A 25,767-nucleotide genomic window follows, 5' to 3' on the forward strand; every position below is an offset into this window, starting at 1 on the left:
CCCTTCCGCCGAGCCCTCGGCGAACGGGTTTGGCAACTACAGCCGCATCGGGCACGCGCCCGGCCACGGTGCCCTAGGCTCCGAACGAAGCAGTTTGCTTGCCTGATCGCCGACCGGAGGAATACTTCGACCATGTCTGAACTCACCTGGACCGACCTCGACCGCAAGGCGGTCGACACCGCGCGCGTGCTGGCCGCGGATTCCGTCGAGAAGGTCGGCAACGGCCACCCCGGTACTGCGATCTCTCTGGCCCCGCTGGCCTACCTGCTCTACCAGAAGGTCATGAAGGGTGACCCCGCCGACGACCGCTGGCTCGGCCGCGACCGCTTCGTCCTGTCCGCGGGCCACAGCTCGATCACGCAGTACTCCCAGCTGTTCCTGGCCGGCTACGGCCTCGAGATGGCCGACCTGCAGGCGCTGCGCACGTGGAACTCCAAGACCCCCGGCCACCCCGAGTTCGGCTGGACCAAGGGCGTCGAGTGCACCACCGGCCCCTTGGGCGCCGGCGTCGCCAACGCGGTCGGCTTCGCGATGAGCGCCCGCCGCGTCCGCGAGATGCTCGACCCGAGCGCCGTCCCGGGCGAGTCGGTCTTCGATCACGACGTCTACTGCATCGCCGGTGACGGCTGCATGCAGGAGGGCGTGGCGTCCGAGGCGTCCTCGCTGGCCGCCACCCAGAACCTGGGCAACCTGTTCCTGTTCTACGACGACAACCGGATCTCGATCGAGGGCGACACCAAGATCGCCTTCTCCGAGGACGTCCAGGCCCGCTACGCCGCCTACGGCTGGGACACCCACCACGTCGACTTCACCAACGGCTTCACCACCTATGAGGAGAAGGTCGCCGAGCTCTACGACGTCATCGAGAAGGCCCGCCAGGTCACCGACAAGCCGCACTTCATCAAGGTCACCACGATCATCGGCTGGCCGCTGCCCAACAAGGCCGGCGACCACAGCGTCCACGGCTCCAAGCTGGGCGGCGACGAGATCGGCGCGATGAAGGAGCTCCTCGGCTTCGAGAACACCCCGTTCGCCATCGACGACGCCGTCGTGGCCTACACCCGCCAGAACGCCGCCGACCGGGCCGCCGAGGCCAAGGCAGAGTGGGAGCCCCGCTACCAGGCGTGGCGCGAGGCCAACCCCGGCGGCGCCAAGCTGCTCGACCGCATCCTGGCCAAAGAGGCCCCCGAGGGCCTCGACGAGGCGCTCCCGGTCTTCGAGCCCGGCTCGCTGGCCACGCGCGCGGCGTCCGGACAGGTGCTCAACGCGCTGGCGTCCGCGGTGCCCGAGCTGTGGGGCGGCTCGGCCGACCTCGCCGGCTCGAACAACACCACGATGAAGGGCGTCGACTCCTTCATCCCCGAGGAGCGCAGCAGCCACGACTTCACCGGACGCCCCGGCGGCCGCACGCTGCACTTCGGCATCCGCGAGCACGCGATGGGCAACATCATCAACGCGATGGCGATGGACGGGCTCACCCGCCCCTACGGTGCCACGTTCCTGGTGTTCTCCGACTACATGCGGACGCCCCCGCGCCTGGCCGCGCTCAGCCACGTCAACCCGGTGTACGTGTGGACGCACGACTCCGTCGGCGTCGGCGAGGACGGCCCGACCCACCAGCCGGTCGAGCACGTGATGAGCCTGCGGCTCATGCCGGGCCTCAATGTCGTCCGCCCGGGCGACGCCAATGAGACTGCGCACGCGTGGGCGCAGATCCTGCGCACCAAGGACCACCCGTCTGCGCTGATCCTCTCCCGTCAGAACATGACCACCTTCGACCGCTCCGAGGGCTCCGGCTTCGCCGCGGCGTCCGGCGTGGCCAAGGGTGGCTACGTCCTGAAGGAGGCCTCGGCCGAGCCCAAGGTCATCCTCGTCGGCACGGGCTCGGAGCTGGAGCTCGCCGTCGCCGCGGCCGAGAAGCTCGAGGGCGAGGGCGTCCCCGCCCGCGTCGTCTCGCTGCCGTGCGTCGAGTGGTTCAAGGAGCAGGACGAGGACTACCAGGCCGAGGTGCTGCCCACCGACGTGCCGAAGGTCGTCATCGAGGCCGGCTCCCCGGTCGGCTGGAAGGACCTGCTGGGCGCTAACACCGAGGCCGTGGGCATCGACCACTACGGCGCCTCGGCCGACGCCAAGACGCTGTTCAAGGAGTTCGGCATCACCGCCGACGCGGCGGTGGAGAAGGCGAAGGCCCTGATCGGCTGATCGTCGACCGACTGCACGAGGGGCGCCACCCGCTGGGGTGGCGCCCCTCGCGCGTGGCGGCGTTGCCAACCTGTGACCCGACCGATTCGGAACTGTCAGCCCGCTGAATTACGATGTCGCGGAGGAAGCCAGCACCAGGAGCCGCATGACCGACCACCCCACCCAGCCCTTGCCCACCGTCGAACCGCGCCGGCGGGGCGGCGGGCGCCTAGCCGCGATCATCGCCGGCGGGGTCGTGCTGCTGGCCGGCGGCGCCTACGGTGCCGGCTACGCGATGGCGGGCGAGACGCTGCCGCCGAAGACCGTCATCGAGGGCGTCCCCGTGGGCGGGCTCGCCCCGGCCGACGCCGAGGCGAAGCTGACGCAGGAGCTGGCGGCCAGGGCCGACGCCCCCATGACGCTCACCTCGGGCGAGCACACGATCAGCAAGGCCCCCGCCGACCTCGGGCTGGGGGTGGACGCCGCGGGCTCGGTCCGTCAGGCGGCCACCGGGAAGTCGTTCGACCCGCGCGTGATCTGGGACAACCTCACCGGCGGCACCGACCACCCGGCCGTGGTGGCGCGTGACGACGAGAAGCTGGCGGCCGCGGCGTCCGAGCTGGCGCAGCTGGTCAACGCCGAGCCGGTCAACGCCGAGCTCGCGATGGTCGAGGGCACCCCCACGCTCACCGAGGGCGCCAACGGGCGCACGCTCGACGCGGCGGCGACGCAGGAAGCGCTGGCCGAGGCCTACCTCCACCAGACCGACGTCACCGCGGTCGTGGAGGAGAACGAGCCCGACATCACCACCGCCGAGGCGCAGGAGACGCTCGACACCGTCGCCACCCCGGCCCTGTCGGCCCCCATCACCGTCGCGGCGGGTGACAAGACCTTCGAGGTCACGCCCGAGATGATCGCCCCGGCGCTCACCTTCGAGCCGGCCGACGGCTCGATCAAGGTCAACGTCGACCAGGACGTGCTGCTGGAGCAGGCGACCAAGTCGATCGCCGGCCTGGGCCTCGACGAGCCGAAGGACGCGAGCTTCACCTTCGAGGGCGGCAAGCCCAAGATCATCCCGTCCGTCGACGGCATGGGCGTCGACAAGGAGGAGTTCGCGAAGGTCGTCCAGGAGGCGATGGTCAAGCCGTCCGAGCGCACCGCCACGGTGACCGTCGCCCAGCAGAAGGCGAAGTTCACCACCGAGATGGCCGAGAAGCTCGGCGTCAAGGAGATCACCGGCGAGTTCACCACCTACTACCCCGCCACCGCCTACCGCATCACCAACATCGGCAAGTCGGCGCGCCTGATCAACGGGGTGTTCCTCAAGCCCGGTGAGGTCTTCGACATGAACAAGGTGCTCGGCCCCCGCACGCTCGCGCGCGGCTGGGCGGCCGGCGGTGCCATCGACGGCGGCCGCGTCGTCGAGCGCATGGGCGGCGGCATCTCGCAGACCACCACGACGACCTTCAACGCCATGTTCTTCGCCGGGCTGGAGGACATCTACCACAAGCCCCACTCGCTGTACTTCAGCCGCTACCCGATGGGGCGTGAGGCGACGCTCGACTACAACTCGGTCGACATGAAGTTCAGGAACGACACCGAGTACGGCGTCCTGATGCAGGCCTTCACCAACAACCCCAAGCAGGGTGCGCAGGGTTCGATCACCGTGCGCGTGTGGTCGACCAAGAAGTACGACGTCAAGGCGACGAACCCGGTCCAGAGCAACTTCAAGGACCCGGGCCCCGCCATCAAGGACGACTCCGCGATCTGCAGCCCCCAGAGCGCCATGCGGGGCTTCACCGTGACCTACAACCGCCAGTTCTTCCAGAACGGCAAGCTGGTCCGCACCGAGCCCTTCAAGTGGACGTACAACACGCTCACCCCGGTGGAGTGCACCAACCCGAACGCCAAGCGCGACCGCATCGAGCGCTGACGCGGGCGCGGGTCACACCCGCGTGAACCCCTCCGGCGCGGAGTCGCCGCGCACCTGGACCGAGCGCGCCCCCATGCGGGTGGCCCACCAGGCCGCGGCGACGACGACGTCCTCCGGTGCCGACGGCAGCGTCACCCACTCGCCCTCGAAGCGCGCCCGGGCGTCCCCGAAGGTGGCCCACTCGCCCCACGGTGGAACCGAAACCGGCGGCGTCCGGCCCTCGAGGAGGGTCGAGATCCGCCCCACCCAGCAGTCACCGGACGCCCCGGCCCGGTCGGCGAGGCCGTCCAGCAGGTCGCGGGGCGCGGACTCCGGGCGGCGCCCCAGCGCCACCGCCACGCGGCGGATCGCCCGCACGCGTTCCCTCGGCACGAGGTGCTCGAGACCGCGGCGGTCGACTACCCCGACGGCGTGGGCGTCCAGCGCCGTCACGAAGCCCAACACCTCGGCCGGACCCTGCTCGCCGGCCACCAGGAGGCTCACCCGTTCACCCACCGCGAGGGTAGGGGAGAGGGCGGCGACGACATCGTCGGACTGCTGCATCGAACCTCCTGCGAGCGGTTGTACAGTGGGCGCATCCCATTGTCGGGGACAAGCAAGGAGACAGCTGCAATGACCTATGTGATCACCCAGCCGTGCGTCGACCTGAAGGACCTCGCGTGCGTCGAGGAGTGCCCGGTCGACTGCATCTACGAGGGCAATCGCATGCTCTACATCCACCCCGACGAGTGCGTCGACTGCGGCGCCTGCGAGCCGGTCTGCCCGGTCGAGGCCATCTACTACGAGGACGACGTCCCCGCCGACCAGGCCCAGTTCTACGACGCCAACGTGAAGTTCTTCGACACGATCGGCAGCCCCGGCGGCGCCGCCAAGATGGGCAAGATCGACGCCGACCACCCGATCGTCGAGGCGCTCCCGCCCCAGGGCGAGTGAGCGCCGGGCTGTCGGGCCGCCTGCCCGACTTCCCCTGGGACACCATCGCGGCCGCCCGGGCCACCGCCCGGGCGCACCCCGACGGCATCTGCGACCTGTCGGTCGGCACGCCCGTCGACCCGGTGCCCGGGGCCGCGATCCGCGCCCTGTCCGACGCTGCGGCCGGCTGGGCCGGCTACCCCACGGTGTGGGGGACGCCCGCCCTGCGGCAGGCGATCCGGGGGTACATGGAGCGCCGCTGGTCCTCGGTGCCGCTGCGGGACGAGAACGTCCTGCCGGTGATCGGCACCAAGGAGCTCGTCGCCCACCTGCCCCTCCAGCTCGGCGTGGGCCCCGGCGACACCGTCGTGATCCCGACGACCGCCTACCCGACCTACGAGGTCGGCGCCCGCATCGCCGGCGCCGAGGTGCTGGCCACCGACGACCCTGACGAGGCCGCGGCCGCACGCCCGGCGCTCATCTGGATCAACTCCCCGGCCAACCCGCACGGCGCCACCCTCGGCGCGGCCGAGCTCAGGCGCTGGGTGGACGCCGCCCGCTCGGTCGGCGCCCCCCTGGCCTCCGACGAGTGCTACGGCGAGTTCGGCTGGGACGCCGAGCCCGTCAGCGTGCTGCACCCTGACGTGTGCGGCGGGACGCCGCAGGGCCTGATCGCCGCCCACTCGCTCAGCAAGCGCAGCAACATGGCCGGCTACCGGGCGGGCTTCCTCGCCGGGTGCGCGGGCCTGCTGGGCGAGCTGCTCGAGGTGCGCAAGCACTCCGGCCTGATGGTCCCCGGCCCGGTGCAGGACGCCATGATGACCCTGCTGGGCGACCACGACCACGTCGAGGAGCAGCGCCGCCGCTACCTCGACCGGCGCGCGGTGCTGAGGCCGGCGCTCGAGGCGGCCGGGTTCAGGATCGACCACTCCGAGGGGTCGCTGTACCTGTGGGCGACCCGGGGCGAGGACTGCCGCGCCACCGTGGACTGGCTGGCCGAGCGGGGCATCCTCGCGGCGCCGGGCGACTTCTACGGCGAGGCCGGGCGGCAACACGTGCGGATCGCGCTCACGGCGTCCGACGAGCGGATCGCGGCAGCGGCAGCCCGCTTGGCCTGACCGCCGCGGCGAAGCGGGAGGCACGACCAGGGCTTGGGTTCTTCAGCGTTTCGCCGTGGGGGTCGGCGCGTTGTCGAAGGTGATGGTGACGGTGGTGGCGTCGGTGGTCTCGCCGAGCCAGGGCGCGAACGAGGTGGTGCTCGCCGTCCAGTGGCGCCCCCCGACCTCGACCCGCCCCAGCCCGTAACGGGCGTGGTTGGCGACGGCGAGGTGGGCGGCCGACCACGCGAGCTCGGAGTCGGCGGCCTTGACCGTCACCGTGGTGCCGGTGCGCGACACCGTGCTCGACTCGGGCAGCGTCCTCTCCAGGAACTCCGCGAGCCCCGCCGGGTCGCCGGGCGGGGGAGCCTTCACCAGGCAGGTGAACGACGCGGGCGTCTCGCCCGTCAGCGCCGACGCCAGCCGGCGCGCGTTCTCGACGTGGCGGACGTAGCCCTTCGGGTGCCCCGACCGCTGGACCGCCTGCGCGACGTCGTTGACGTCGCCGCTGCGCCAGTTCGGCACCTTGACCAGGGCGTCGTAGAACTTGCCCGAGGCGTAGTAGGGCTCCTGCACCTGCTCCTCGGTGCCCCAGCCCTGCGACGGCCGCTGCTGGAACAGCCCCAGGGAGTCGCGGTCGCCGTAGTCGATGTTGAGCATCCCCGACTCCTGGTACACGGTCGCCAGCGCGATCGTGGACGCCCTCGGCGCCAGCCCGCGCTGCGTCGCGACGCCCACGATGATCGAGGCGTAGTGCGCCTGCTCGGGCGAGATCGGCACGGTGAGGTCGGCGACGTGCGCCGTGCACTGGTCGGCCAGCGGCAGCGGCTTCTTCTGGTAGGCGTACAGCACCGCCAGCCCCGCCACGACCGCCACCGCGAACAGCGCCGTCACCAGCAGGGCGACGACCACGCGCCGGATGGCCCCCAACGCGCGCCTCAGTTCGCGTGCAGGGCGGCGTTGAGCTCCACGACCTGCCCCTGGCGCGGCTTGACGGCCACGGCGCCGGTGACGGAGTCGCGGTAGAAGAGCAGCCCGTTCGCCCCGGACAGTTCGGCGGCCTTGGCCACCGCGCCGTCGGGGAGGGTGACCTTGGTGCCCGCCGTCACGTACAGGCCGGCCTCGACGACGCAGTCGTCGCCCAGCGAGATGCCGATGCCGGCGTTGGCGCCGAGCAGGCACCGCTCGCCGACCGAGACCTGCTCCTTGCCGCCGCCGGACAGCGTGCCCATGATCGAGGCGCCGCCGCCCACGTCGGAGCCGTCACCGACCACGACGCCGGCCGAGATGCGGCCCTCGACCATCGAGGCGCCGAGCGTGCCGGCGTTGAAGTTCACGAAGCCCTCGTGCATGACCGTGGTGCCCTCGGCCAGGTGGGCCCCGAGCCGGACGCGGTCGGCGTCGGCCACCCGCACGCCCGACGGCACGACGTAATCGACCATGCGCGGGAACTTGTCCACGCCGAACACGGTCAGGTGGCCGCGCGTGGTGCGCAGGGCGGCGCGCTTCTCCTCGAAGCCCTCGACCGCGCAGGGGCCGGCCGACGTCCACACGACGTTTGGCAGGACGCCGAAGATGCCGTCCAGGTTGATGGAGCGCGGCGCGCACAGGCGGGCCGAGAGCAGGTGCAGGCGGAGGTAGGCGTCCGCGACCGACGCCGGTGCGGCGTCCAGGTCGACCTCGGTGCGCACGACCTCGAGCCGGACGCCTCGGGTCTCGTCGGTGCCCTCCGCGGCCTTCAGGGTGGCCGGGGCGTCCTCGCCGGTCGCGGCACCCAGCGCGGGCGAGGGATACCAGACGTCGAGCACGTCACCGGAGGTCGTCGTCGTGGCCAGGCCCCAGCCCCAGGCGGGGCGCACGGAAGTCGTCATGACGACCAGCCTACCGACCGGGGTCAGGACCAGGTCACCGTGGCCGGCTGCTTGGTCAGGTCCACGGTGTAGCTGCGCTCGCCCTTCATGGGGGCGGTCGCCTCGGTGGTGAGGCCGTCGCGGCTGACGGTCGCGGTCGCGTTCACCTCGAAGGGGAACGTGCCGGTGGCGAGCATGGTCTCGGGGTCCAGGGTCGGGGCGAAGCCGGCCCACGGGTCGTTCACCTGCGCGAACTTCACCGACCCCTCGGCCACCTCGACGCCGGTGGTGTCGACGCCGAACGGGCAGTTCGCGGGGCGCGACTCGGTGGCGGCGAGGCACTCGTCGAAGCGGCCCTTGACCGCGCCGAACACGGTGTCGGTGCCCAGCTGGGACAGTCCCACGGTCAGGTCGAGGACCGACTCGAGCTGGTCGGGGGTGGACACGACGGCGGTCGGCTCGCCGGTCAGGGCCACCAGGTCGGAGACCGGGGCGGCGGTGTAGGTGCCCGGGAACACGGGGTTGACCTCTTCGGTCAGCGCCACGCCGTTGACGGTGAGCGCCCGGCGCTCGGGGACGGTGAGGTCGGCGGTGCCGTCGGCCACCTTCCAGGACCCGCCCTGCTCGGTGAGGGTGATGGTCGTGCTGACCGGCTCGCCACCGAGCAGGTAGCTGACGCCCACCGTGGGCGTGGTCTCGGTGCCGCCCAGCTCGCCGGCCTGGACGTCGGTGATCGGGGTCGCCTCGTGGGCGGCGGCCAGCACCTCGTCGGTCAGCAGAGTCGTGGACGCCGGCTGCTCGGCCAGCTGCGCGAGCGCGCCCGCGGCGTCCCCGTCGGCGACGGCCTGCAGGTAGCCGACCGCGGCCCCCCGCATGGCGTTCTCGCGGTTCTGCCGACTGGTGGTGACCGCGAACCAGGCGACGCCGGCCATCAGGGCCAGGACCAGCACGGCCGAGGCGATCCACACCAGCGGGCTGGGGCCGGGGCCGGGCTGCTCCACCGCCAGGACGGCGGTGGTCTCGTCCGACGGCTCGTCCGCGAACGGGGTCGGCAGGGCCTGGGTGGGCTCGTCGGGGTGGTTCATTGCTGACTCCTCGTGAGGTCGGGGACCACCGAACATCTTGCCACGCCCCCGCGGCTAGGCTGCGCCCATGCGCCTCGACCTCACCGCGGACCTGCCCGACCTGCTCATGGCGATCACCGACATCGAGTCGGTCAGCGGCAACGAGGGGCCGCTCGCGGACGCCGTGGCCACAGCCCTGTCCGCCCACCCGCACCTGGTCGTGGAGCGCGACGGTGACGCGGTCGTCGCCCGCACCGACCTCGGCCGCGGGACGCGGGTCGTGGTGGCCGGCCACCTGGACACCGTGCCCGTGGCGGCCAACCTGCCCTCGCGGCGCGAGGGCGACCTCATCTACGGCCGGGGCACGTGCGACATGAAGGGGGGCGTCGCGGTGATGCTCGCGGCCGCCGCCGAACTGTCCGCGCCGCGCCACGACGTGACCTGGATCTTCTACGACAACGAGGAGGTCGAGGCGGTCAAGAACGGCCTCGGACGCCTGGCCCGGACCCGCCCCGACCTGTTGGCCGGCGACTTCGGCGTGCTGATGGAGCCCACCGGCGCCCGCATCGAGGGGGGCTGCCAGGGGACGCTGCGCTTCGAGGTGACCACCACCGGAACCGCCGCGCACTCGGCGCGGAGCTGGCTGGGGCACAACGCCATCCACGACGCGGGCGCCCTGCTGCGCACGCTGTCCGACTACACGCCGCGCACGGTGGAGGTCGAGGGGCTGGAGTATCGCGAGGGGCTGAACGCCGTGGGGATCACCGGGGGGATCGCGGGCAACGTCATCCCCGACCGGTGCGCGATCACGGTCAACTTCCGGTTCGCGCCCGACCGCAGCATCGAGGACGCCAAGGCCCACTGCGTCGAGGTCTTCGCGGGCCACGAACTGGTCTTCACCGACGAGTCGCCCGCCGCGCGGCCGGGGCTCGATCGCCCGGCGGCCGCCGAGTTCCTGGCGGCGGTCGGCGGTGAGCCTCGGGCCAAGTACGGGTGGACCGACGTGGCGCGCTTCTCGGCCCTGGGCGTCCCCGCGGTCAACTTCGGCCCCGCCGACCCGGGCAAGGCGCACACCGACGACGAGTTCTGCCCGGTCGCCGACCTCCACACCTGCCACGAGGCCCTGCTGCGCTGGCTGGCCTGACGGCTAGGCTGCCGGCGTGGCCAAGAACAAGGGCAAGCGGCGCGGCACGCGCCACCAGGGGCCGGTGATCCGCCGGGACGACCAGGTGGAGGCGACCACCACCGACCAGCGGCTGCTCCAGAGCCGCGGCGACACCGACTGGGTGCACTCCGACCCCTGGCGCGTGATGCGGATCCAGTCCGAGTTCGTCGAGGGCTTCGGCACCCTGGCCAAGGTCGGCCCGGGGATCAGCGTGTTCGGCTCGGCGCGCACGCCGAAGGACCACCCGATGTACGCCGCGGCCGTCGAGCTCGGCGCGCGGCTGGCCCAGGCCGGCTACGCCACCATCACCGGCGGCGGCCCCGGCACCATGGAGGCCTCCAACAAGGGCGCCCTCGAGGCCGGGGGCGTCTCGGTCGGCCTCGGCATCGAGCTCCCCTTCGAGGACCAGCTCAACCAGTACGTCTCCCTCGGCATCAACTTCCGCTACTTCTTCGTGCGCAAGGTGATGTTCCTGAAGTACTCCGAGGGGTTCATCGTGATGCCGGGCGGGTTCGGCACGTTCGACGAGCTGTTCGAGGCACTCACCCTGGTGCAGACCCGCAAGATCACCCGGTTCCCGATCGTGCTGTTCGGCACGAGCTACTGGGCGGGCCTGGTCGACTGGCTGCGGCAGGAGGTCGAGGGCTCGGCCTACATCAGCCCCGGCGACCTCGACATGCTGCACCTCACCGACGACATCGACGAGGCCGTTGCGATCGTCACCAGCTACCGCGAGAACGGCGCGCTGCCCGAGCCGCCCGTGGAGGGCTGAGCGCGGTGGAGTGGTTCGTGGGCGGCCTGGTCGTCGTCGTGCTGGGGCTGGCCGCCGTCGCCGGGAGCGGACGCTTCGGGTCGATGCCGCCGCCCGTCCACGACAGCCCGGTGATCGAGCTGCCCGACGGCGACCTCACGGGAACCGACCTGCGGGGCGTCCAGTTCGCCGTGGTGCCCCGTGGCTACTCGATGGCGCAGGTCGACGACCTGCTGGCCCGCCTGTCGCGCCAGCTCGACGGCCCGCCGCCGGAGGCCGTCGGGGAGGCGCCGCACGCTCCTTTGGGCACGTCTGCGATAATGGAACCCAGTGAGTTCTCGCAGTCTGGCAGAGAGGGAGAACATGGCAGCAATGAAGCCCCGCACGGGTGAGGGCCCCATCGAGGTCGCGAAGGAGTCCCGCGTCATCGCGATGCGGATCCCGGCCGATGGCGGTGGCCGCCTCGTGATCGAGATGAACGCGACTGAGGCAGCCGAGCTGCTCGAGGCCCTCAAGAGCGTCGTCGGCTGAGCGGCGGTCCCACGCACGAACGAGCGCGTCCCCCGGGTGAACCACCCGGGGGACGCGCTCGTTCGTGCTCGGCTCAGGCCTTCGCCGCGCGGTGCGCGATCGCGGCCTTGTAGACCTCGACGGTCTCCTGGGCGATCTTCTCCCAGCTGAACTCGTCGATGCAGCGCTGGCGGCCGGCCAGCCCCATGGCGCGGGCGCGCTCGCGGTCGCGGGTCAACTCGTTGACCTTGGCCGCGAAGGTGGCCTCGAACGTGGCGATGTAGTCGGCGTCACCGGCCTGCTGCGGGTCGTAGGGGACCAGCAGGCCCGTCTCTCCGTCGACGACGACCTCGGGGATGCCGCCCACGGCCGAGGCCACGACCGGGATCTCGCAGGCCATGGCCTCGAGGTTCACGATGCCCAGCGGCTCGTAGATGGACGGGCACGCGAAGACCGTCGAGTGGGTGAGCACCTGACGGACGGCCGCGCGCGGGAGCATCTCCTGCACCCACTTCACCCCGCTGCCGCGCAGCTCGTCGAGCTCGGCGAAGGCGCCGTTGAACTCGGCGGCGATCTCGGGGGTGTCGGGCGCGCCCGCCAGCAGCAGCACCTGCGTGTCGGAGTCGAACGCCCGGGCCGCGCGGACCAGGTGGATGAGGCCCTTCTGGCGGGTGATGCGGCCGACGAAGGTCACGATCGGCTTGGACAGGTCCACGCCGAGGCCCTCGATCACGTCGGTGGCGGGGTCGGGCTTGAACTCCTCGGGGTCGATGCCGTTCTTCACGACGTGGATGCGCTCACGCTCGACGAAGGGGTAGGCGTCCTGGATGTTCTTGATCATGGCCGCCGACACGGCGATGACGGCGTCCGCGTTCTCGTAGGCGGTCTTCTCGATCCAGCTGGAGACGCGGTAGCCGCCGCCGAGCTGCTCCACCTTCCAGGGGCGGTCGGGCTCGAGGCTGTGCGCGGTCACGACCAGCGGGATGTCCTGGAACTCGGACGCGATGATGCCAGCGAACTGGGCGTACCAGGTGTGGGCGTGCACGACGTCGACCTCGGGGATCGCGGCGGCCATCGCCACGTCGGCGCCGAGCGTGCGGATGGCGCCGTTCGCCCCGGCGGGGTAGTCCTCGGCGTGAGCGGTCGCGCCTTCGCGGGGCTCGCCCATGCACTGGACGTCGACCAGGTCGGTGAACTTCTCCAACTGGGGGACGAGCTGCCCGACGTGGACGCCGGCGCCGCCATAGATGAACGGGGGGTACTCACGTGTGAGGATCGAAACGCGCATGGCCCGATCGTGTCACACCGTGCACCCCGGCGAGGGGAAACGGGCGAGACGGCACGCGGGGGCGAGCGCCGGGTGACGATGGGGTGATCATTCTCCGATTTCAGCGCCGTTGGCCCTCGGGGTGGCCTAGGTTGGGTTCATGCGCAATCGACCGAATGTCCTGTCGATTGTCCTGGCCGGTGGCGAGGGCAAGAGGCTGATGCCCCTCACCGCCGACCGGGCCAAGCCGGCGGTTCCCTTTGGCGGCACGTACCGCCTCATCGACTTCGTCCTGTCCAACCTGGCGAATTCCGGCCTGACGAAGATGGCCGTCCTCACCCAGTACAAGTCCCACTCCCTCGACCGGCACATCGCCCAGACGTGGCGCATGTCGACGTTGCTGGGCAGCTTCGTGGCCTCGGTGCCCGCGCAGCAGCGCACGGGCAAGCAGTGGTACATGGGCAGTGCCGATGCCATCTACCAGTCCCTGAACCTCATCACGGACGAGGATCCGGACTACATCGTGGTCTTCGGAGCCGACAACATCTACCGCATGGACGTCAACGCCATGCTGGAGGCGCACATCGACTCCGGCCTGGAGTGCACTGTGGCCGGCATCCGCGTGCCGCGCTCCGAGGCGTCCGCCTTCGGCATCATCGACGCCGCGGACGACGCCAAGATCCTCCAGTTCCTCGAGAAGCCGGCCGACCCGCCGGGGCTGCCGGACAGCCCGGACGAGTCGTTCGCGTCCATGGGCAACTACATCTTCACCCGCAAGGCGTTCGTGGAGATGCTCAAGGCGGACGCCGAGGACCCGGACTCCAAGCACGACATGGGCGGCAACGTCGTCCCGTTCTTCGTGAACAAGGGCCAGGCCCAGGTGTACGACTTCACCAAGAACGACGTCCCCGGCTCGACCGACAAGGACCGCAACTACTGGCGGGACGTCGGCACCATCGACGCCTACCACGCGGCCCACATGGACCTCGTCAGCGTCGACCCCGAGTTCAACCTCTACAACCGGCACTGGCCGATCTTCACGCAGCAGTACCAGGCCCCGGGCGCGAAGTTCACCCTCCGCGGTACCGCCGAGGACTCGATCGTCTCGGCCGGCTGCATCATCTCCGGCGGCGACGTCGACCGCTCCGTCCTCAGCCCGAACGTCGTCGTCGACAAGTGGGCGAAGGTGGAGGAGTCGGTGGTCTTCTCCGGTGCCCGCGTCGGTCGCAACGCCGTCGTCCGCCGCGCGATCCTCGACAAGGGCGTGCACGTGGAGGACGGCGCCGAGATCGGCGTCAACCGGGACGCCGACCTGGCGCGTGGCTTCCATGTGTCCGACTCCGGCATCACGGTCGTCAGCAAGGGCGGCAGCGTCCTCGCCTGACCAGCACGGCGGACGGCCCCGCGGGATCACTCCCGCGGGGCCGTCCGGCGTCGTGGGCCAGGTGCCGCTCAGGCGCGGCGGGCCACCAGCAGGCCGTCGCCGACCGGCAGCAGGACGGGGGCGAGCTCGTCGGAGTCGGACACCGCGGTCAGGGCCTCCCGGATGATGACGACCTCGTCGTCCTCGTTGCGCTCGTCGGCGACGCGGCCGTCGGCCAGCGCGTGGTTGAGCACCAGCAGGCCGCCGGGGCGCAGGAGGCGCAGGCCCTGCTCGACGTACTCGACGTACTCCAGCGGGTCGCCGTCGACGAGCACGAGGTCGTAGGCGCCGTCGCTCAGCTTGGGCAGCACCTGCAGGGCCGCGCCGGCGATCAGGCGGGCGCGGCGGGTCGGGTAGCCGGCGGCGTTGAAGGCCTCGCGGGCCGCGGCCTGGTGCTCGGGCTCGGTGTCGATCGAGGTGAGGATGCCCTCGGGGGCCATGCCGCGCAGCAGGGCCAGGCCGGACACGCCCGTGCCCGTGCCCACCTCGGCCACGGCGCGCGCCTGCAGCACGGAGGTGAGGAAGGTCAGCACGGACGCCGCACCCCGCGACACCGGCACGACGCCCATGCGCTCGGCGGCGGCGCGGGCCGCTCCGGCACCCTCGGCCTCGGGGACGAAGGCCTCGGCCCAGACGGTGGAGGCGGACGGGCGGGCGGCGGGTGTCTTCGCGGCGGCGTTCACGGGGCCAGCCTAGCCGCAGGCACCCTCGGGCGGTGTCCTACACTGTCGCGCATGGCCAATCCTCCATTCGGGCGCCTCATCACGGCCATGGTGACGCCCTTCACCGACGACGGTTCCCTGGACCTCGACGAGGCGCGCAGGCTCGCCGCGCACCTGGTCGACGAGATGGGCAACGACGCGCTGGTCATCAACGGCACGACCGGCGAGTCCCCGACCACGAACGACGACGAGAAGCTCGAGCTGCTCAAGGCCGTCGTGAGCGAGGTCGGTGACCGCGCCAAGGTGATCGCCGGCGTCGGCACGAACGAGACGGCCGCCACGATCAAGCGGTGCCGCGACGCGGCCGAGGCCGAGTGCGACGGCCTGCTCGTCGTGACGCCCTACTACAGCAAGCCCCCGGCCGACGCGCTCCTGGAGCACTTCGTGCTGGTCGCCGACGCGACCCAGCTGCCGGTCATGCTCTACGACATCCCCTCCCGCTCGGGCATCCCGATCCCGGAGGAGACGATCATCGAGCTGGCCCGCCACCCGCGCATCGTCGCGGTGAAGGACGCCAAGGGCGACCTCGTCAGCTCGGCCAAGGTGATGTCGGTCACCGACCTGGCCTACTACTCCGGCGACGACGCCATGACCCTGCCGCTCATGTCGGTGGGCGGCGTCGGCGTCGTGGGCACGTCGACGCACTTCAGCGGGGCGCTCACCAAGGAGTGGATGGACCTGTTGGCCGACGGCGACCACGAGAGCGCGCTGGAGGTCTACCGCCGCCTGCTCCCGGTCTACACGGGGGTCTTCGCGACCCAGGGCTGCATGCTGGTCAAGGCCGGCCTCGCCGCGCGCGGGTTCAACGCCGCCGTGCTGCGCCGCCCGCTCAAGCCCGCCAGCCCGTCGCAGGCGCGCACCTTCGTCCAGCTCCTGGAAGCGGCCGGCCTGTAGGGTCGGCCGTCCGGGCGAAGGGCAGGCCAGCATGGACTTCAACTTGTGGGAGATCACCGCACTGGTGGTCCTCGCGATCATCGTGTTCGGTCCTGAGAAGCTGCCCGAGCTCGCCCGCAAGGCCGCCCGCGTCCTGAACTACCTGCGCCGCATCGGCAACGATGCGCGCGGGCAGCTGCGCAAGGAGCTGGGCGACGAGTTCGCCGACATCTCCCTGGCCGACCTCAACCCCAGGACCTTCGTCGCCAAGCACCTGCTGTCGGGCGACGAGGTCGAGGACCTGCGCCAGATCCGCGAGGAGGCCCTCGCCAGCGGCCAGATCGTCCGCGACACGATGGACGAGGCCCGGGGCAAGGAGCGCAAGCCCGAGGAGGACCCCTCCGAGGCGGCGGACGCCACGCTCGGCGACCCGGGGGTGGACCCGGCCGGGCCCGCGGCGTCCGAGCCCGTCGACCAGGCCCTGGCGACCGTGCCGTACGACCCCGAGGCGACCTGACCGTTGCGCTAACCTTCGTTCGTGAGCGGATCCCCTTCCTCGATCTTCGTCTCGCGGATCAAGGGCCTTCCCGTGCTGGACGCCAGCGGCGACCAGGTCGGCAAGGTGCGTGACGTCGTCGTACAGAACAGGACCAACGCCAGGTCGCCCCGGGTCAAGGGCCTGGTGGTGGAGCTGCTGCGCCTGCGCAAGGTGTTCCTGCCGATGGAGCGCGTGCACGCGATCGACGCCCAGCAGGTGATCATCCAGGGCGTGGTCAACACCGTCGCCTTCCAGCGCCGCGAGGCCGAGGCGCTCGTCTACGAGGACCTGTTCGACAAGAAGATCGACAGACCCGGGGAGCGGCCGGCGTCCATCTTCGACCTGTCGATCGTGCAGACCCGCACCCGTGCGTGGGAGGTGGACGAGGTGGCCCTGAAGGAGGTCACCAGCCGGTCGGTGTTCTCGCGCGGGCACGTCGTGGTCGTCGACTGGGACGAGGTGCCCGACTTCTTCGTCGAGTCCGGGCAGGGGACCGAGCAGGTGCTGGCCCAGCTGGCCGAGATGAAGCCCGCCGACGTCGCCCGTGAGCTGCACGAGATGAGCCCCGAGCGCCGCGCCGAGGTCGTCGAGGCGCTGGAGGACGAGGTCCTCGCCGAGGCGCTGGAGGAGCTGCCCGAGTCCGAGCAGGTGCGCGTCATCCAGACCCTGGACACCGAGCGCGCCGCCGACATCCTCGAGGAGATGGACCCCGACGACGCGGCCGACCTGATCGCCGAGCTGAACCCCGAGCTCGCCGAGGCGCTGCTGCAGCGGATGGAGCCCGAGGACGCCGAGGACGTCCGCCTGCTGCTGAACTACGACCGCGCCACCGCCGGTGGCCTGATGACCCCCGAGCCGGTGGTGCTGGGCCCCGACGCCACGGTCGCCGACTGCCTCGCGCTGCTGCGCAACGAGGAGGTGACGCCCGCGTTGGCGGCGTTGGCGTTCCTCTGCCGCCCGCCGCTGGACACCCCGACCGGCCGCTACCTGGGCGCCGTGCACATCCAGCGCTTGTTGCGCGAGCCGCCGTCCATGCTGGCCGCCGGCCTGGTCGACAGCTCGATCACGCCGCTGGCGCCGAGCGCCGACGTCGCGCACGTCAGCCGCTACTTCGCGACCTACGACCTCGTGTGCGCCCCCGTCGTCAACGACAAGGGGATGCTCGTGGGTGCGGTCACGGTCGACGATGTGCTCGACCACATCCTCCCGGCCGACTGGCGCCGCATCCAGCTCGCGCAGGGCGTGAGCGATGGCTGAGCAGCCCGAACGGCTCAACACGCCCGGACGCCAGCGCACCTGGCTGCCCAAGGTGAAGTTCTCCGAGGACGCGTTCGGCGCGTTCGCCGAGGCGTTCGCCCGTTTCATGGGCACCGCCCGCTTCCTGATCTGGATGTCGATCTTCGTCGCCGGCTGGATCATCATGAACACGTTCTTCCCCCACGTGCTCAACGACGGCTTCCCGTTCATGCTGCTCACGTTGATCCTGTCGATCCAGGCCTCGTACGCCGCACCGCTGATCCTGCTGGCGCAGAACCGCCAGGAGGCCCGCGACCGCGTGACCGCCGAGAACGACCGCCGGGTGGCCGCCCAGTCCCGCGCCGACATGGACTTCCTCGCCCGCGAGATCGCCTCGCTGCGCATGCGCATCAACGACATGCCCACCCGCGACTTCATCCGCAGTGAGCTGCGCGACCTGCTCGAGGAGCTGAACCGCGGCGATGCCGACGACGAGGGCAACGACAAGGCCGGACGCCGCTGACGCGTCCCTGCCCAGCTTTCATGAGATACCCCCTGGGGGTATGGTGGAGCGCATGGCTGACGAGCACGACCGCCACCAGCACCACGCCCACGCCGTGGAGGAACGCGAGGGGCACGGGGGCCACGACCAGCACGCGGCGCACGACGAACACGCGGGCCACGACGAACACGCGGGCCACGGCGGGCATGCGGGCCACGGTGGCCACGACCACTCCGACCACGTGGCGCAGTACCGGCGGCTGTTCTGGGTCATGTTGGTGCTCGCGATCCCGGTGGTGGCGCTGTCGCCGATGTTCGCCGGGCTCGTCGGCTACGAGCTCCCGGACGTCGGGTGGCTGGCCTGGATCCCGCCCGTGCTCGGCACCGTGGTCTACGCGTGGGGCGGGCGGCCCTTCCTGACCGGGGCCGTCGACGAGATCCGTGCCCGCAAGCCCGGGATGATGCTGCTGATCGGCATGGCGATCACGGTCGCGTTCCTGGCGTCGTGGGGGGCGACCCTCGGCTTGCTGCACCACGAGCTCGACTTCTGGTGGGAGCTCGCGCTGCTGGTCGTGATCATGTTGCTGGGCCACTGGCTCGAGATGCGGTCGCTGGCGCAGACGACGTCGGCGCTCGACTCCTTGGCCGCCCTGCTGCCCGACGAGGCGGAGCGGGTCGTCGGTGATTCGGTCGAGACGGTCGCCCCGGCCGACCTCGAACGCGGTGACGTGGTCGTCGTGCGCCCGGGCGGGCGGGTGCCGGCCGATGGTCGGATCGTGTCCGGCTCGGCCAGCATGGACGAGTCGATGATCACCGGTGAGTCGAAGGCCGTCCGCCGCGAGGAGGGCGACCCGGTGGTCGCCGGCACCGTCGCCACGGACTCGGGGCTGCGCGTCGAGGTGACCGCGGTGGGGGAGGACACGGCGCTGGCCGGCATCCGACGCCTGGTCGCCGACGCCCAGGCCAGCTCGTCGCGCGCCCAGCGGCTGGCCGACACCGCCGCCGGCTGGCTGTTCTGGTTCGCCCTGGGTGCCGCCGTCCTCACCGCGATCGTCTGGGGAGCGCTCGGCCTGCCCGACCAGGCCGTCATGCGCGCGATCACGGTGCTCGTCATCGCCTGCCCCCACGCCCTGGGGCTGGCGATCCCGCTGGTGGTCTCGATCGCGACCGAGCGGGCCGCCCGCGCCGGCGTCCTGGTCAAGGACCGCCTCGCGCTGGAGTCCATGCGCACCGTCGACGTCGTCCTGTTCGACAAGACCGGCACCCTGACGCAGGGACGCCCCGCCGTCACCGAGGTCGCCCCCGACGGCGACCTGGCCGAGGACGCGCTGGTGCGGCTGGCCGCGGCGGCCGAGGCCGACTCCGAGCACCCGCTGGCCCGCGCAATCGTCGCCGAGGCGGAGCGCCGCGAGCTGGCGGTGCCGCCGGCCGAGGACTTCTCCTCCTCGCCGGCCATCGGCGTCTCGGCCGTGGTGGTGGGACGCCGCGTTCAGGTGGGCGGGCCCAACCTGCTGCAGCAGGAGGGTGCGGAGGAACTGCCCGTGGCCGATGGGTGGCGCGACGAGGGGGCGATCATCCTGCACGTGCTCGTCGACGGAGCGGTGGCGGGTGCGCTGCGGCTGGCCGACGAGATCCGGCCCGAGTCGAAGGAGGCGGTCGACGCGCTCCACGCCCGGGGCGTCCGGGTCGTGATGATCACCGGAGACGCCGAGGCCGTCGCCGCCGATGTGGCGGGCAAGCTGGGCATCGAGCGCTGGTTCGCGGGCGTGCGGCCCGAGGACAAGGCGTCCACGGTCGCCGGGCTGCAGGACGAGGGCCACACGGTCGCGATGGTGGGCGACGGCGTCAACGACGCGCCCGCCCTCGCGCAGGCCGACGTCGGCATCGCGATCGGGGCGGGCACCGACGTGGCCATCGCGTCGGCGGGGGTCATCCTGGCCAGCGACGACCCCCGCTCGGTCGTGTCGGTCATCGAGCTGTCGCGGGCGAGCTACGCCAAGATGAAGCAGAACCTGTGGTGGGCGGCCGGTTACAACCTGCTCGCCGTCCCGTTCGCGGCCGGGGTGCTGGCCCCGATCGGGTTCGTGCTGCCGATGTCGGTGGGGGCCGTGCTGATGTCGCTGTCCACGATCGTGGTGGCGCTGAACGCCCAGCTGCTCCGCAGGCTGGACCTCCGCCCCGAGGCCGTTGTCACCCGCCGGTAAGGTGGGGCGCATGTCTGTCGAAAGCCTGAACGCCGCTGTCTGGGACGTGCTGTCCCGCGTCAACGACCCCGAGATCCACAAGCCCATCACCGAGCTCGGCATGGTCGAGTCGGTGGAGGTGACCGAGGACGGGCACGCGTCGGTGAAGGTGCTCCTGACGATCTCCGGCTGCCCGATGCGCAACACCATCGAGCACGACGTGCACGAGGCACTCCGCCAGGTCGAGGGCATCACCTCGCTCGAACTCGACTTCGGCGTCATGACCGACGAGCAGCGCGACGCGCTGAAGACCCAGCTGCGCGGCGGCGTCCAGGAGCGGTCGATCCCGTTCGCGCAGGCCGACAACCTGACCCAGGTGATCCTGGTCGCGTCCGGCAAGGGCGGCGTCGGCAAGTCGTCGGTGACGGTCAACCTCGCCCAGGCGCTGGCCAACCGCGGCAAGAAGGTCGGCGTGCTGGACGCCGACATCTACGGCCACTCCATCCCGCCGATGCTCGGCATCGCCGACGCCGACGTGACCGGCATCGACGACATGATCCTCCCCGTCACCGTCGGCGGGCTGCAGGTCATCTCGATCGGCATGCTCAAGCAGTCGCGCGACCAGGTGATCGCGTGGCGGGGGCCGATCCTCGACCGGGCGATCCAGCAGTTCCTCGCCGACGTGTACTGGGGCGACCTCGACTTCCTGCTCGTCGACCTGCCCCCCGGCACCGGCGACGTCGCCATGAGCCTGGGCACCAAGCTGCCCAACGCCGAGGTGCTCGTGGTGACCACGCCGCAGCAGGCCGCCGCCGAGGTGGCCGAGCGGGCCGGGACCATGGCGTCCATGGTCGAGCAGAAGGTGCTCGGCGTGGTCGAGAACATGGCCTACCTCGAAACCGTGTGCCCGCACTGCTCCGAGAGCCACCGGGTCGACCTGTTCGGCTCCGGCGGCGGCGCGCGCGTCGCCGAGGCGCTCACCCTGCGCCTGGGCTACGACGTGCCGCTCCTGGCCGAGGTGCCGATCGACCAGGCGATGAGCGCCGCGGGTGACTCCGGCGTCCCGCTGGTGGGGTCGGACGCCTCGCGCCCGGCCGCGCAGGCCCTCACCGGCCTGGCCGAGCGCCTGGCCGCCCGCAAGCGCGGCCTGGCGGGCCGCAAGCTGAACCTGCTGGTGAACTGAGCCTCGAGCGGCTCAGCCCTCGTCGATCACGAACGCGATCGGCGTGCCCAGCTCGACGGTGCGCGAGACCGTGCAGTCCTTCTCGTGTGAGACCTTGACCGCCGGTGCCACCCGGTCGCGGGCCTTGTCGCCGTCGGCCCCCTCGGGGAAGCGCAGCCGGAAGGTGACCTGCAGGTCCTCCATGTGGTTGCCGCCCTCGGTCACCTTGCGGCCCGACGCGACGACCTCGAACACCTCGGGGGTCGCGCGGCGCGAGGTCATCACGTCCACGTCGACGGCCGTGCACCCGCCGATCGCGGCCAGCAGCAGCTCGACGGGGGAGAAGTTGCCCTGCCCGCCGACCTCGATCGAGGCGCCGCGCCCGTTGGTGGCCGTGTAGGCCATCAGGTCGCGGCGGGTCAGGGTGACGGTGATTCCGGGTGTGGCTGTCATGGCGCCCATCCTGCCGGGTGCGGCGCGGCTACGCTGCCGGTGTGCAGGCCGCCACGCGGAGCAGGATCGACGGGCACTGGTCCCGGCGCTTCGGCGTGCCCGTGCCCGGCCTGCAGCCCGTGACGGTGGCGGGCAGCGGCCGGTACGACGACGCCGCGCTCGTGGTGCTCCTCGGCGACCACGCCTACGTCGACACGCCCCTGGCCGCACTGGACGCCGTCACCCCGCTCGCGCTCACCCACGGCCCGGCCGAGCTGCTCGACCCCGCCACCTGGGCCCCGGTCGCCACCGGCCCCGTCCCGGGTCCGGCCGACCACTTCTGGGCCGACCACGGCACCGACCTCAGCGTCGACGCCCCCACCATCGACCCCGCCGACCTCGAGCTCCTGCGCCCGGCCGTCAGCGACGCCGAGTGGCGCGAGGCGGGCTTCGACCGCGAGCCCCACGCCTGCTTCGGCATCGTCGAGGGCGGCGAACTCGTCGCGGCGTCCGTGCTCACCGCACTGTGGGGCTGGCCGGTGGACGTCGGCGTCCTCGTCGCGCCGCAGGCGCGGGGGCGTGGCCTGGGCGTCACGGTCGCCGCGGCCGCGCTGGCGGCCGGCGTCGGGCTGTCGGGGTTCGCGGCGTTCCGGGCCGCCCGCGCGAACGCCGCCTCCCGCGCCGTGGCCGCCCGGCTGGGCCTGGACGCCTACGGCGCGAACGTCGTCGTGCCCTTGCCACCGCGCGCCCACTAGGCTGCGGGCCATGCCCCGTCAGACCCGACCCGCCCGCGTCCGCCGCACGGTGCTCGCCGTGCCGGGCAGCTCCGACCGGTTCATCGCCAAGGCGCGCGACCTGAGGGTGGACGCGCTGTTCCTCGACCTCGAGGACGCCGTCGCCCCCGCCGTCAAGGAGGAGTCGCGCCGGCGCATCGTCGGGGCGCTCACCTCGGGGGAGGGCTTCGCCGCGCCCACCGTGACCGTGCGCGTCAACGACTGGTCGAGCCCGTGGACGTTCCGCGACGTCACCGAGGTCGTGCTCGGCGCCGGTGCGCACATCGACTGCCTCGTCCTGCCGAAGGTCACCTCCGCCGCGCAGGTGGTCGCCCTCGACCTGCTGCTCGGCCAGGTCGAACAGGAGGCCGGCCTGCCCGTCGGCGGCATCGGACTGGAGGTCCAGATCGAGGACGCCGTGGGCCTGGTCCACGTCAACGCGATCGCCGGGGCGTCCGATCGGCTGGAGAGCCTCGTGTTCGGACCCGGCGACTTCATGGCCAGCCTCGGGATGGGCGGGCTCAACGTCGGCGCCCAGCCCGCGGGGTACCCGGCCGACGCGTTCCACCACGTGCTGGTGTCGATCCTGGTCGCCGCCCGCGCCCACGGGCTGCAGGCGATCGACGGGCCGTTCGTGGCGATCCGCGACGTGGCCGGGTTCGAGGCGTCCGCGGCGCTGTCGGCCGCCCTGGGCTACGACGGCAAGTGGGTGCTGCACCCCGCGCAGGTCGAGGCGGGGAATGCCGCCTACTCGCCCCGCGTTGAGGACTACGAGCGAGCCCGGCGCATCATGGACGCCTACGCCGAGGCCACGTCGCTCTCGGGCGGTGCCCGCGGCGCGATCGTGGTCGACGACGAGATGGTCGACGAGGCCGGGGTGAAGCTCGCCGCCGCCATCCTGGCGCGCGGTCAGGCCGCCGGCATGGGGGCAGGAAGGGAATCATGACGTCGCAGAACCCGATCGCGGGCAACCAGGCACTGTTCAAGCTGGAGTACCCGCAGTCGCTGGGGGTGTACGACACCTACGCCGACGCCCAGAAGGCCGTCGACGTCCTCGCCGACCAGAACTTCCCCGTCGGCAACCTCGCGATCGTCGGCACCGACCTGCGCCTCGTCGAGCGCGTCACCGGCCGCCGCACGTGGGGCACGGTGCTGGGCCAGGGCGTGATGAGCGGCCTGTCGACCGGTTTCATCGTGGCGATCTTCATGATGATCCTGTTCCCGACCCCCGACTTCCTCGGCCAGCTGCTGACCGCGCTCGTGATCGGTGTGGCCATCGGGCTGCTGTTCGCGATCCTCGGCTATGCGCTCAGCCGCGGCCAGCGCGACTTCACCTCGGTGACCCAGACCGTCGCCACCAAGTACGAGCTGCTGTGCGAGCACAAGGTCGTCGCCCAGGCCCGCGAGCTGCTGGCCAAGGCGCCCGGCGCCCGCGCCTCGCAGTTCAACCAGCCCGGCCCGCAGGCGTGGCAGCAGCAGGGCTGGGGCCAGCCCGGCCGGCAGACCCCGCAGCCCCAGCAGCCGTGGGGCGGGCCGCAGTACCCGCCGCCGGCGCCGCCGCAGCAGTGGGGCCAGCAGCCCTACCCGGGCCACGGGACGCCGCCGGCCGACCCGTCCGCCCCCCAGCAGCCGCACTCGTGGCAGCCCGAGCAGGGCTGGGCGCCGCCCGCGCCCCAGCCGCCGCAGGACCAGCCGCAGCCCGGGGCGTCCGACCCTGACGGACCGTGGCGCCCGCCGAGCGCGCCGACCACCCCGCCGGAGCGCTGAGCCGGCCCCTCCCGCACATGACAGAGGCGGCGTCCCCGACCGGGGACGCCGCCTCTGGCTGTGTATGCCTCAGGCGTCGAGCATGTTGCCCGCGAGGAACTCCGCGTAGGCCGGCAGGTCGAGCTGGCCCGAGCCGGAGACGCCGATCAGGATGACCGGCGAGGTGCCGTCCTCGGTCGCCTTGCGGGCGGCCGCGAGGGCGCCGGCGATCGCGTGGTTGGACTCGGACGCCGGGACGATGCCCTCGGCGCGCGCGAACTCCACGCCGGCGGCGAAGGCGTCGCGCTGCTTGACCGCGATCGCCTTCATCAGGCCCTCGTGGTAGGCGTGCGAGACCAGCGGCGCCATGCCGTGGTAGCGCAGGCCGCCCGCGTGGACGGGGTCGGGCACGAACTCGTTGCCGAGCGTGTACATCTTCAGCAGCGGCGTCATGCCGGAGGAGTCGCCGAAGTCGTAGCGGTACTCGCCCTGGGTGAGCGACGGCGCGGCGGCCGGCTCGCAGGCGGTGATCTCGACGTTCATCCGGCCCTCGATGTTCTCGCGCAGGAACGGGAACGCGATGCCGGCCAGGTTCGACCCGCCGCCCGCGCACGCAAACAGCATGTCGGGGGCCTGCTCGCCGAACTTCTCCAGCTGCTTGATGGCCTCCAGGCCGATGATGCTCTGGTGGAGGGTGACGTGGTTGAGCACCGACCCCAGCGAGTAGGAGGCGCCCGGGTCCTTCGCGGCTTCCTCGATGGCTTCCGAGATCGCCATGCCGAGAGAGCCGGTGGTGTCGGGGAACCGCTCGCGCAGCGCCCGGCCCACCTCGGTCTTGTCGGACGGGCTCGGCGTGACGGTGGCGCCGAAGGTCTCCATGAGGATGCGGCGGTACGGCTTGCCCTCGTAGGTGTTGCGGACCTGCCACACGTCGCAGGTCTGGCCGAAGATCTGCGTGGCGAACGCGAGCGCCGACCCCCACTGGCCGGCCCCGGTCTCGGTGGTGAGCCGCATCCGGCCCTCCTGGGCGTTGTAGTACGCCTGCGGCACCGCCGAGTTGGTCTTGTGCGAGCCCACGGGGCTCTCGCCCTCGTACTTGTAGTAGATCCGCGCGGTGGTGCCGAGCGCGGCCTCGAGGCGACGCGCGCGGTGCAGCGGGCTGGGACGCCACAGGCGGTAGATCTCGCGCACCTTCTCGGGGATCTCGATCCACCGCTCGGTCGACGCCTCCTGCGCGATGAGCCCCATCGGGAACAGCGCGGCCAGATCGTCGGGGACCAGCGGCTCCTTCGTGCCCGGGTGCAGCGGCGGCGGCGGGGGCGTCGGGAAGTCGGCGACGATGTTGTACCAGTGCGTCGGGATGTCGTCCTCGTCGAGGAACACCTTCGTGGGTTCAGCCATGGCGGAACTCTAGGGGGCGCCCGGACGCCGCGGCGGGTGTCTCGCGG

General features: G+C 71.9%; 24 protein-coding genes and 2 pseudogenes. 18 read left to right on the forward strand and 8 right to left on the reverse strand.

Features of this window, described 5'->3' with window-relative positions; genetic code table 11:
* Positions 1–132 precede the first annotated feature (132 nt).
* Positions 133–2,202 carry a transketolase gene (tkt, locus tag H5397_RS01120; protein WP_182814460.1) on the forward strand — a complete coding sequence of 690 codons (2,070 nt, stop codon included), beginning with the start codon at positions 133–135 and terminating at the stop codon, positions 2,200–2,202.
* A 145-nt stretch (positions 2,203–2,347) separates the two neighbouring features.
* A complete protein-coding gene (locus H5397_RS01125; protein ID WP_182814461.1) occupies positions 2,348–4,114 on the forward strand; it encodes a VanW family protein in 1,767 nt (588 codons plus the stop codon).
* Between the two features lie 12 nt (positions 4,115–4,126).
* Here H5397_RS01125 and H5397_RS01130 read toward each other — a convergent pair whose 3' ends face one another.
* The gene (locus H5397_RS01130) at positions 4,127–4,657 is read right to left on the reverse strand and encodes a hypothetical protein (RefSeq protein WP_182814462.1); all 531 of its coding nucleotides are present in this window, start codon (positions 4,655–4,657) and stop codon (positions 4,127–4,129) included.
* 69 nt (positions 4,658–4,726) lie between these two features.
* Between H5397_RS01130 and fdxA the strand changes: the two genes are divergently transcribed.
* Positions 4,727–5,047, forward strand: coding sequence for a ferredoxin (gene fdxA / locus H5397_RS01135; protein WP_182814463.1), 321 nt, complete (start codon positions 4,727–4,729; stop codon positions 5,045–5,047).
* Entirely contained in the window at positions 5,044–6,144 is a 1,101-nt protein-coding gene (gene dapC / locus H5397_RS01140) for a succinyldiaminopimelate transaminase (RefSeq protein ID WP_182814464.1), read from the forward strand. The genes fdxA and dapC overlap by 4 nt, the downstream gene beginning before the upstream one ends.
* Positions 6,145–6,186: 42 nt before the next feature.
* Here the strand turns inward: dapC and H5397_RS01145 are convergent, their stop codons facing one another.
* From H5397_RS01145 to H5397_RS01155, 3 genes are read right to left on the reverse strand one after another with little or no spacing between them, the layout of a single operon-like run.
* Positions 6,187–7,053, reverse strand: coding sequence for a hypothetical protein (locus tag H5397_RS01145; protein WP_182814465.1), 867 nt, complete (start codon positions 7,051–7,053; stop codon positions 6,187–6,189).
* 8 nt (positions 7,054–7,061) lie between these two features.
* Positions 7,062–7,994, reverse strand: a complete 933-nt coding sequence (dapD, locus tag H5397_RS01150) for a 2,3,4,5-tetrahydropyridine-2,6-dicarboxylate N-succinyltransferase (RefSeq protein ID WP_182814466.1) — start codon at positions 7,992–7,994, stop codon at positions 7,062–7,064.
* Positions 7,995–8,017: 23 nt separating this feature from the next.
* Positions 8,018–9,058 (reverse strand): hypothetical protein, encoded by a 1,041-nt coding sequence (locus tag H5397_RS01155; RefSeq protein ID WP_182814467.1) that lies wholly within the window; start codon positions 9,056–9,058, stop codon positions 8,018–8,020.
* A 67-nt stretch (positions 9,059–9,125) separates the two neighbouring features.
* Here H5397_RS01155 and dapE point away from each other — a divergent pair, with 67 nt between their 5' ends.
* The 4 genes and pseudogenes from dapE (at position 9,126) to H5397_RS01175 (ending at position 11,484) form a co-directional block, all read left to right on the forward strand.
* Positions 9,126–10,181, forward strand: coding sequence for a succinyl-diaminopimelate desuccinylase (gene dapE, locus H5397_RS01160; protein ID WP_182814468.1), 1,056 nt, complete (start codon positions 9,126–9,128; stop codon positions 10,179–10,181).
* Between the two features lie 16 nt (positions 10,182–10,197).
* The gene (locus H5397_RS01165) at positions 10,198–10,974 is read left to right on the forward strand and encodes a TIGR00730 family Rossman fold protein (protein ID WP_182814469.1); all 777 of its coding nucleotides are present in this window, start codon (positions 10,198–10,200) and stop codon (positions 10,972–10,974) included.
* A gap of 5 nt (positions 10,975–10,979) precedes the next feature.
* Positions 10,980–11,213: pseudogene (locus tag H5397_RS19010) on the forward strand (DivIVA domain-containing protein); the annotation flags it as partial.
* A gap of 103 nt (positions 11,214–11,316) precedes the next feature.
* The gene (locus tag H5397_RS01175) at positions 11,317–11,484 is read left to right on the forward strand and encodes a DUF3117 domain-containing protein (protein WP_131167178.1); all 168 of its coding nucleotides are present in this window, start codon (positions 11,317–11,319) and stop codon (positions 11,482–11,484) included.
* Positions 11,485–11,557: 73 nt separating this feature from the next.
* On the opposite strand, the gene glgA is transcribed toward H5397_RS01175, so the two are convergent.
* A complete protein-coding gene (gene glgA / locus H5397_RS01180) occupies positions 11,558–12,751 on the reverse strand; it encodes a glycogen synthase (protein ID WP_182814470.1) in 1,194 nt (397 codons plus the stop codon).
* 139 nt (positions 12,752–12,890) lie between these two features.
* Between glgA and glgC the strand changes: the two genes are divergently transcribed.
* Complete coding sequence (glgC, locus tag H5397_RS01185; RefSeq protein WP_182814471.1) at positions 12,891–14,114, forward strand: glucose-1-phosphate adenylyltransferase; 1,224 nt, start codon at positions 12,891–12,893, stop codon at positions 14,112–14,114.
* Positions 14,115–14,182: 68 nt separating this feature from the next.
* Here the strand turns inward: glgC and H5397_RS01190 are convergent, their stop codons facing one another.
* On the reverse strand, positions 14,183–14,836 hold the full coding sequence (locus H5397_RS01190) for a class I SAM-dependent methyltransferase (protein WP_309224243.1): 654 nt from the start codon (positions 14,834–14,836) through the stop codon (positions 14,183–14,185).
* A gap of 51 nt (positions 14,837–14,887) precedes the next feature.
* Between H5397_RS01190 and dapA the strand changes: the two genes are divergently transcribed.
* Genes dapA through H5397_RS01220 form a run of 6 tightly spaced genes read left to right on the forward strand, consistent with a single transcriptional unit; the run spans position 14,888 to position 21,389 of the window.
* Positions 14,888–15,769 (forward strand): 4-hydroxy-tetrahydrodipicolinate synthase, encoded by an 882-nt coding sequence (gene dapA, locus H5397_RS01195; RefSeq protein ID WP_182814472.1) that lies wholly within the window; start codon positions 14,888–14,890, stop codon positions 15,767–15,769.
* Between the two features lie 31 nt (positions 15,770–15,800).
* Complete coding sequence (locus H5397_RS17560) at positions 15,801–16,265, forward strand: sec-independent translocase (protein ID WP_220491872.1); 465 nt, start codon at positions 15,801–15,803, stop codon at positions 16,263–16,265.
* 21 nt (positions 16,266–16,286) lie between these two features.
* Complete coding sequence (locus H5397_RS01205) at positions 16,287–17,543, forward strand: magnesium transporter MgtE N-terminal domain-containing protein (RefSeq protein WP_182814473.1); 1,257 nt, start codon at positions 16,287–16,289, stop codon at positions 17,541–17,543.
* Positions 17,536–18,045 (forward strand): DUF1003 domain-containing protein, encoded by a 510-nt coding sequence (locus H5397_RS01210; RefSeq protein ID WP_182814474.1) that lies wholly within the window; start codon positions 17,536–17,538, stop codon positions 18,043–18,045. Before H5397_RS01205 ends, H5397_RS01210 begins: the two co-directional genes overlap by 8 nt.
* A gap of 52 nt (positions 18,046–18,097) precedes the next feature.
* Complete coding sequence (locus H5397_RS01215) at positions 18,098–20,227, forward strand: heavy metal translocating P-type ATPase (RefSeq protein ID WP_220491873.1); 2,130 nt, start codon at positions 18,098–18,100, stop codon at positions 20,225–20,227.
* Between the two features lie 10 nt (positions 20,228–20,237).
* Positions 20,238–21,389: an Mrp/NBP35 family ATP-binding protein gene (locus H5397_RS01220; protein WP_182814476.1), complete on the forward strand. Its 1,152-nt coding sequence runs from the start codon at positions 20,238–20,240 to the stop codon at positions 21,387–21,389.
* A gap of 12 nt (positions 21,390–21,401) precedes the next feature.
* On the opposite strand, the gene H5397_RS01225 is transcribed toward H5397_RS01220, so the two are convergent.
* Positions 21,402–21,821, reverse strand: a complete 420-nt coding sequence (locus tag H5397_RS01225) for an OsmC family protein (protein WP_182814477.1) — start codon at positions 21,819–21,821, stop codon at positions 21,402–21,404.
* Positions 21,822–21,862: 41 nt separating this feature from the next.
* On the opposite strand from H5397_RS01225, the gene H5397_RS18700 reads away from it, so the two are divergent.
* The 3 genes and pseudogenes from H5397_RS18700 to H5397_RS01240 all read left to right on the forward strand — a co-directional run.
* Positions 21,863–22,555: a GNAT family N-acetyltransferase gene (locus tag H5397_RS18700; protein ID WP_182814478.1), complete on the forward strand. Its 693-nt coding sequence runs from the start codon at positions 21,863–21,865 to the stop codon at positions 22,553–22,555.
* A gap of 10 nt (positions 22,556–22,565) precedes the next feature.
* Positions 22,566–23,519, forward strand: a complete 954-nt coding sequence (locus tag H5397_RS01235) for a CoA ester lyase (RefSeq protein ID WP_182814479.1) — start codon at positions 22,566–22,568, stop codon at positions 23,517–23,519.
* Positions 23,516–24,019, forward strand: a pseudogene (locus H5397_RS01240) (general stress protein); the annotation flags it as partial. The gene H5397_RS01235 and the pseudogene H5397_RS01240, both read left to right, overlap by 4 nt.
* Before the next feature lie 390 nt (positions 24,020–24,409).
* Here H5397_RS01240 and H5397_RS01245 read toward each other — a convergent pair.
* Entirely contained in the window at positions 24,410–25,720 is a 1,311-nt protein-coding gene (locus H5397_RS01245) for a TrpB-like pyridoxal phosphate-dependent enzyme (RefSeq protein WP_182814480.1), read from the reverse strand.
* Positions 25,721–25,767 lie beyond the last annotated feature (47 nt).

It is taken from the genome of Propioniciclava sp. MC1683 (genome assembly GCF_014164675.1).
In the GTDB taxonomy this organism is placed as follows: domain Bacteria; phylum Actinomycetota; class Actinomycetes; order Propionibacteriales; family Propionibacteriaceae; genus Propioniciclava.

Coding starts and splice junctions, on each gene's coding strand:
- tkt (WP_182814460.1), top strand. CDS start 133: ATGTCTGAACTCACCTGGACCGACCTCGACCGCAAGGCGGTCGACACC.
- H5397_RS01125 (WP_182814461.1), top strand. CDS start 2,348: ATGACCGACCACCCCACCCAGCCCTTGCCCACCGTCGAACCGCGCCGG.
- H5397_RS01130 (WP_182814462.1), bottom strand. CDS start 4,657: ATGCAGCAGTCCGACGATGTCGTCGCCGCCCTCTCCCCTACCCTCGCG.
- fdxA (WP_182814463.1), top strand. CDS start 4,727: ATGACCTATGTGATCACCCAGCCGTGCGTCGACCTGAAGGACCTCGCG.
- dapD (WP_182814466.1), bottom strand. CDS start 7,994: ATGACGACTTCCGTGCGCCCCGCCTGGGGCTGGGGCCTGGCCACGACG.
- H5397_RS01155 (WP_182814467.1), bottom strand. CDS start 9,058: ATGAACCACCCCGACGAGCCCACCCAGGCCCTGCCGACCCCGTTCGCG.
- dapE (WP_182814468.1), top strand. CDS start 9,126: ATGCGCCTCGACCTCACCGCGGACCTGCCCGACCTGCTCATGGCGATC.
- H5397_RS01175 (WP_131167178.1), top strand. CDS start 11,317: ATGGCAGCAATGAAGCCCCGCACGGGTGAGGGCCCCATCGAGGTCGCG.
- glgA (WP_182814470.1), bottom strand. CDS start 12,751: ATGCGCGTTTCGATCCTCACACGTGAGTACCCCCCGTTCATCTATGGC.
- glgC (WP_182814471.1), top strand. CDS start 12,891: ATGCGCAATCGACCGAATGTCCTGTCGATTGTCCTGGCCGGTGGCGAG.
- dapA (WP_182814472.1), top strand. CDS start 14,888: ATGGCCAATCCTCCATTCGGGCGCCTCATCACGGCCATGGTGACGCCC.
- H5397_RS17560 (WP_220491872.1), top strand. CDS start 15,801: ATGGACTTCAACTTGTGGGAGATCACCGCACTGGTGGTCCTCGCGATC.
- H5397_RS01210 (WP_182814474.1), top strand. CDS start 17,536: ATGGCTGAGCAGCCCGAACGGCTCAACACGCCCGGACGCCAGCGCACC.
- H5397_RS01215 (WP_220491873.1), top strand. CDS start 18,098: ATGGCTGACGAGCACGACCGCCACCAGCACCACGCCCACGCCGTGGAG.
- H5397_RS01220 (WP_182814476.1), top strand. CDS start 20,238: ATGTCTGTCGAAAGCCTGAACGCCGCTGTCTGGGACGTGCTGTCCCGC.
- H5397_RS01225 (WP_182814477.1), bottom strand. CDS start 21,821: ATGACAGCCACACCCGGAATCACCGTCACCCTGACCCGCCGCGACCTG.
- H5397_RS01235 (WP_182814479.1), top strand. CDS start 22,566: ATGCCCCGTCAGACCCGACCCGCCCGCGTCCGCCGCACGGTGCTCGCC.
- H5397_RS01245 (WP_182814480.1), bottom strand. CDS start 25,720: ATGGCTGAACCCACGAAGGTGTTCCTCGACGAGGACGACATCCCGACG.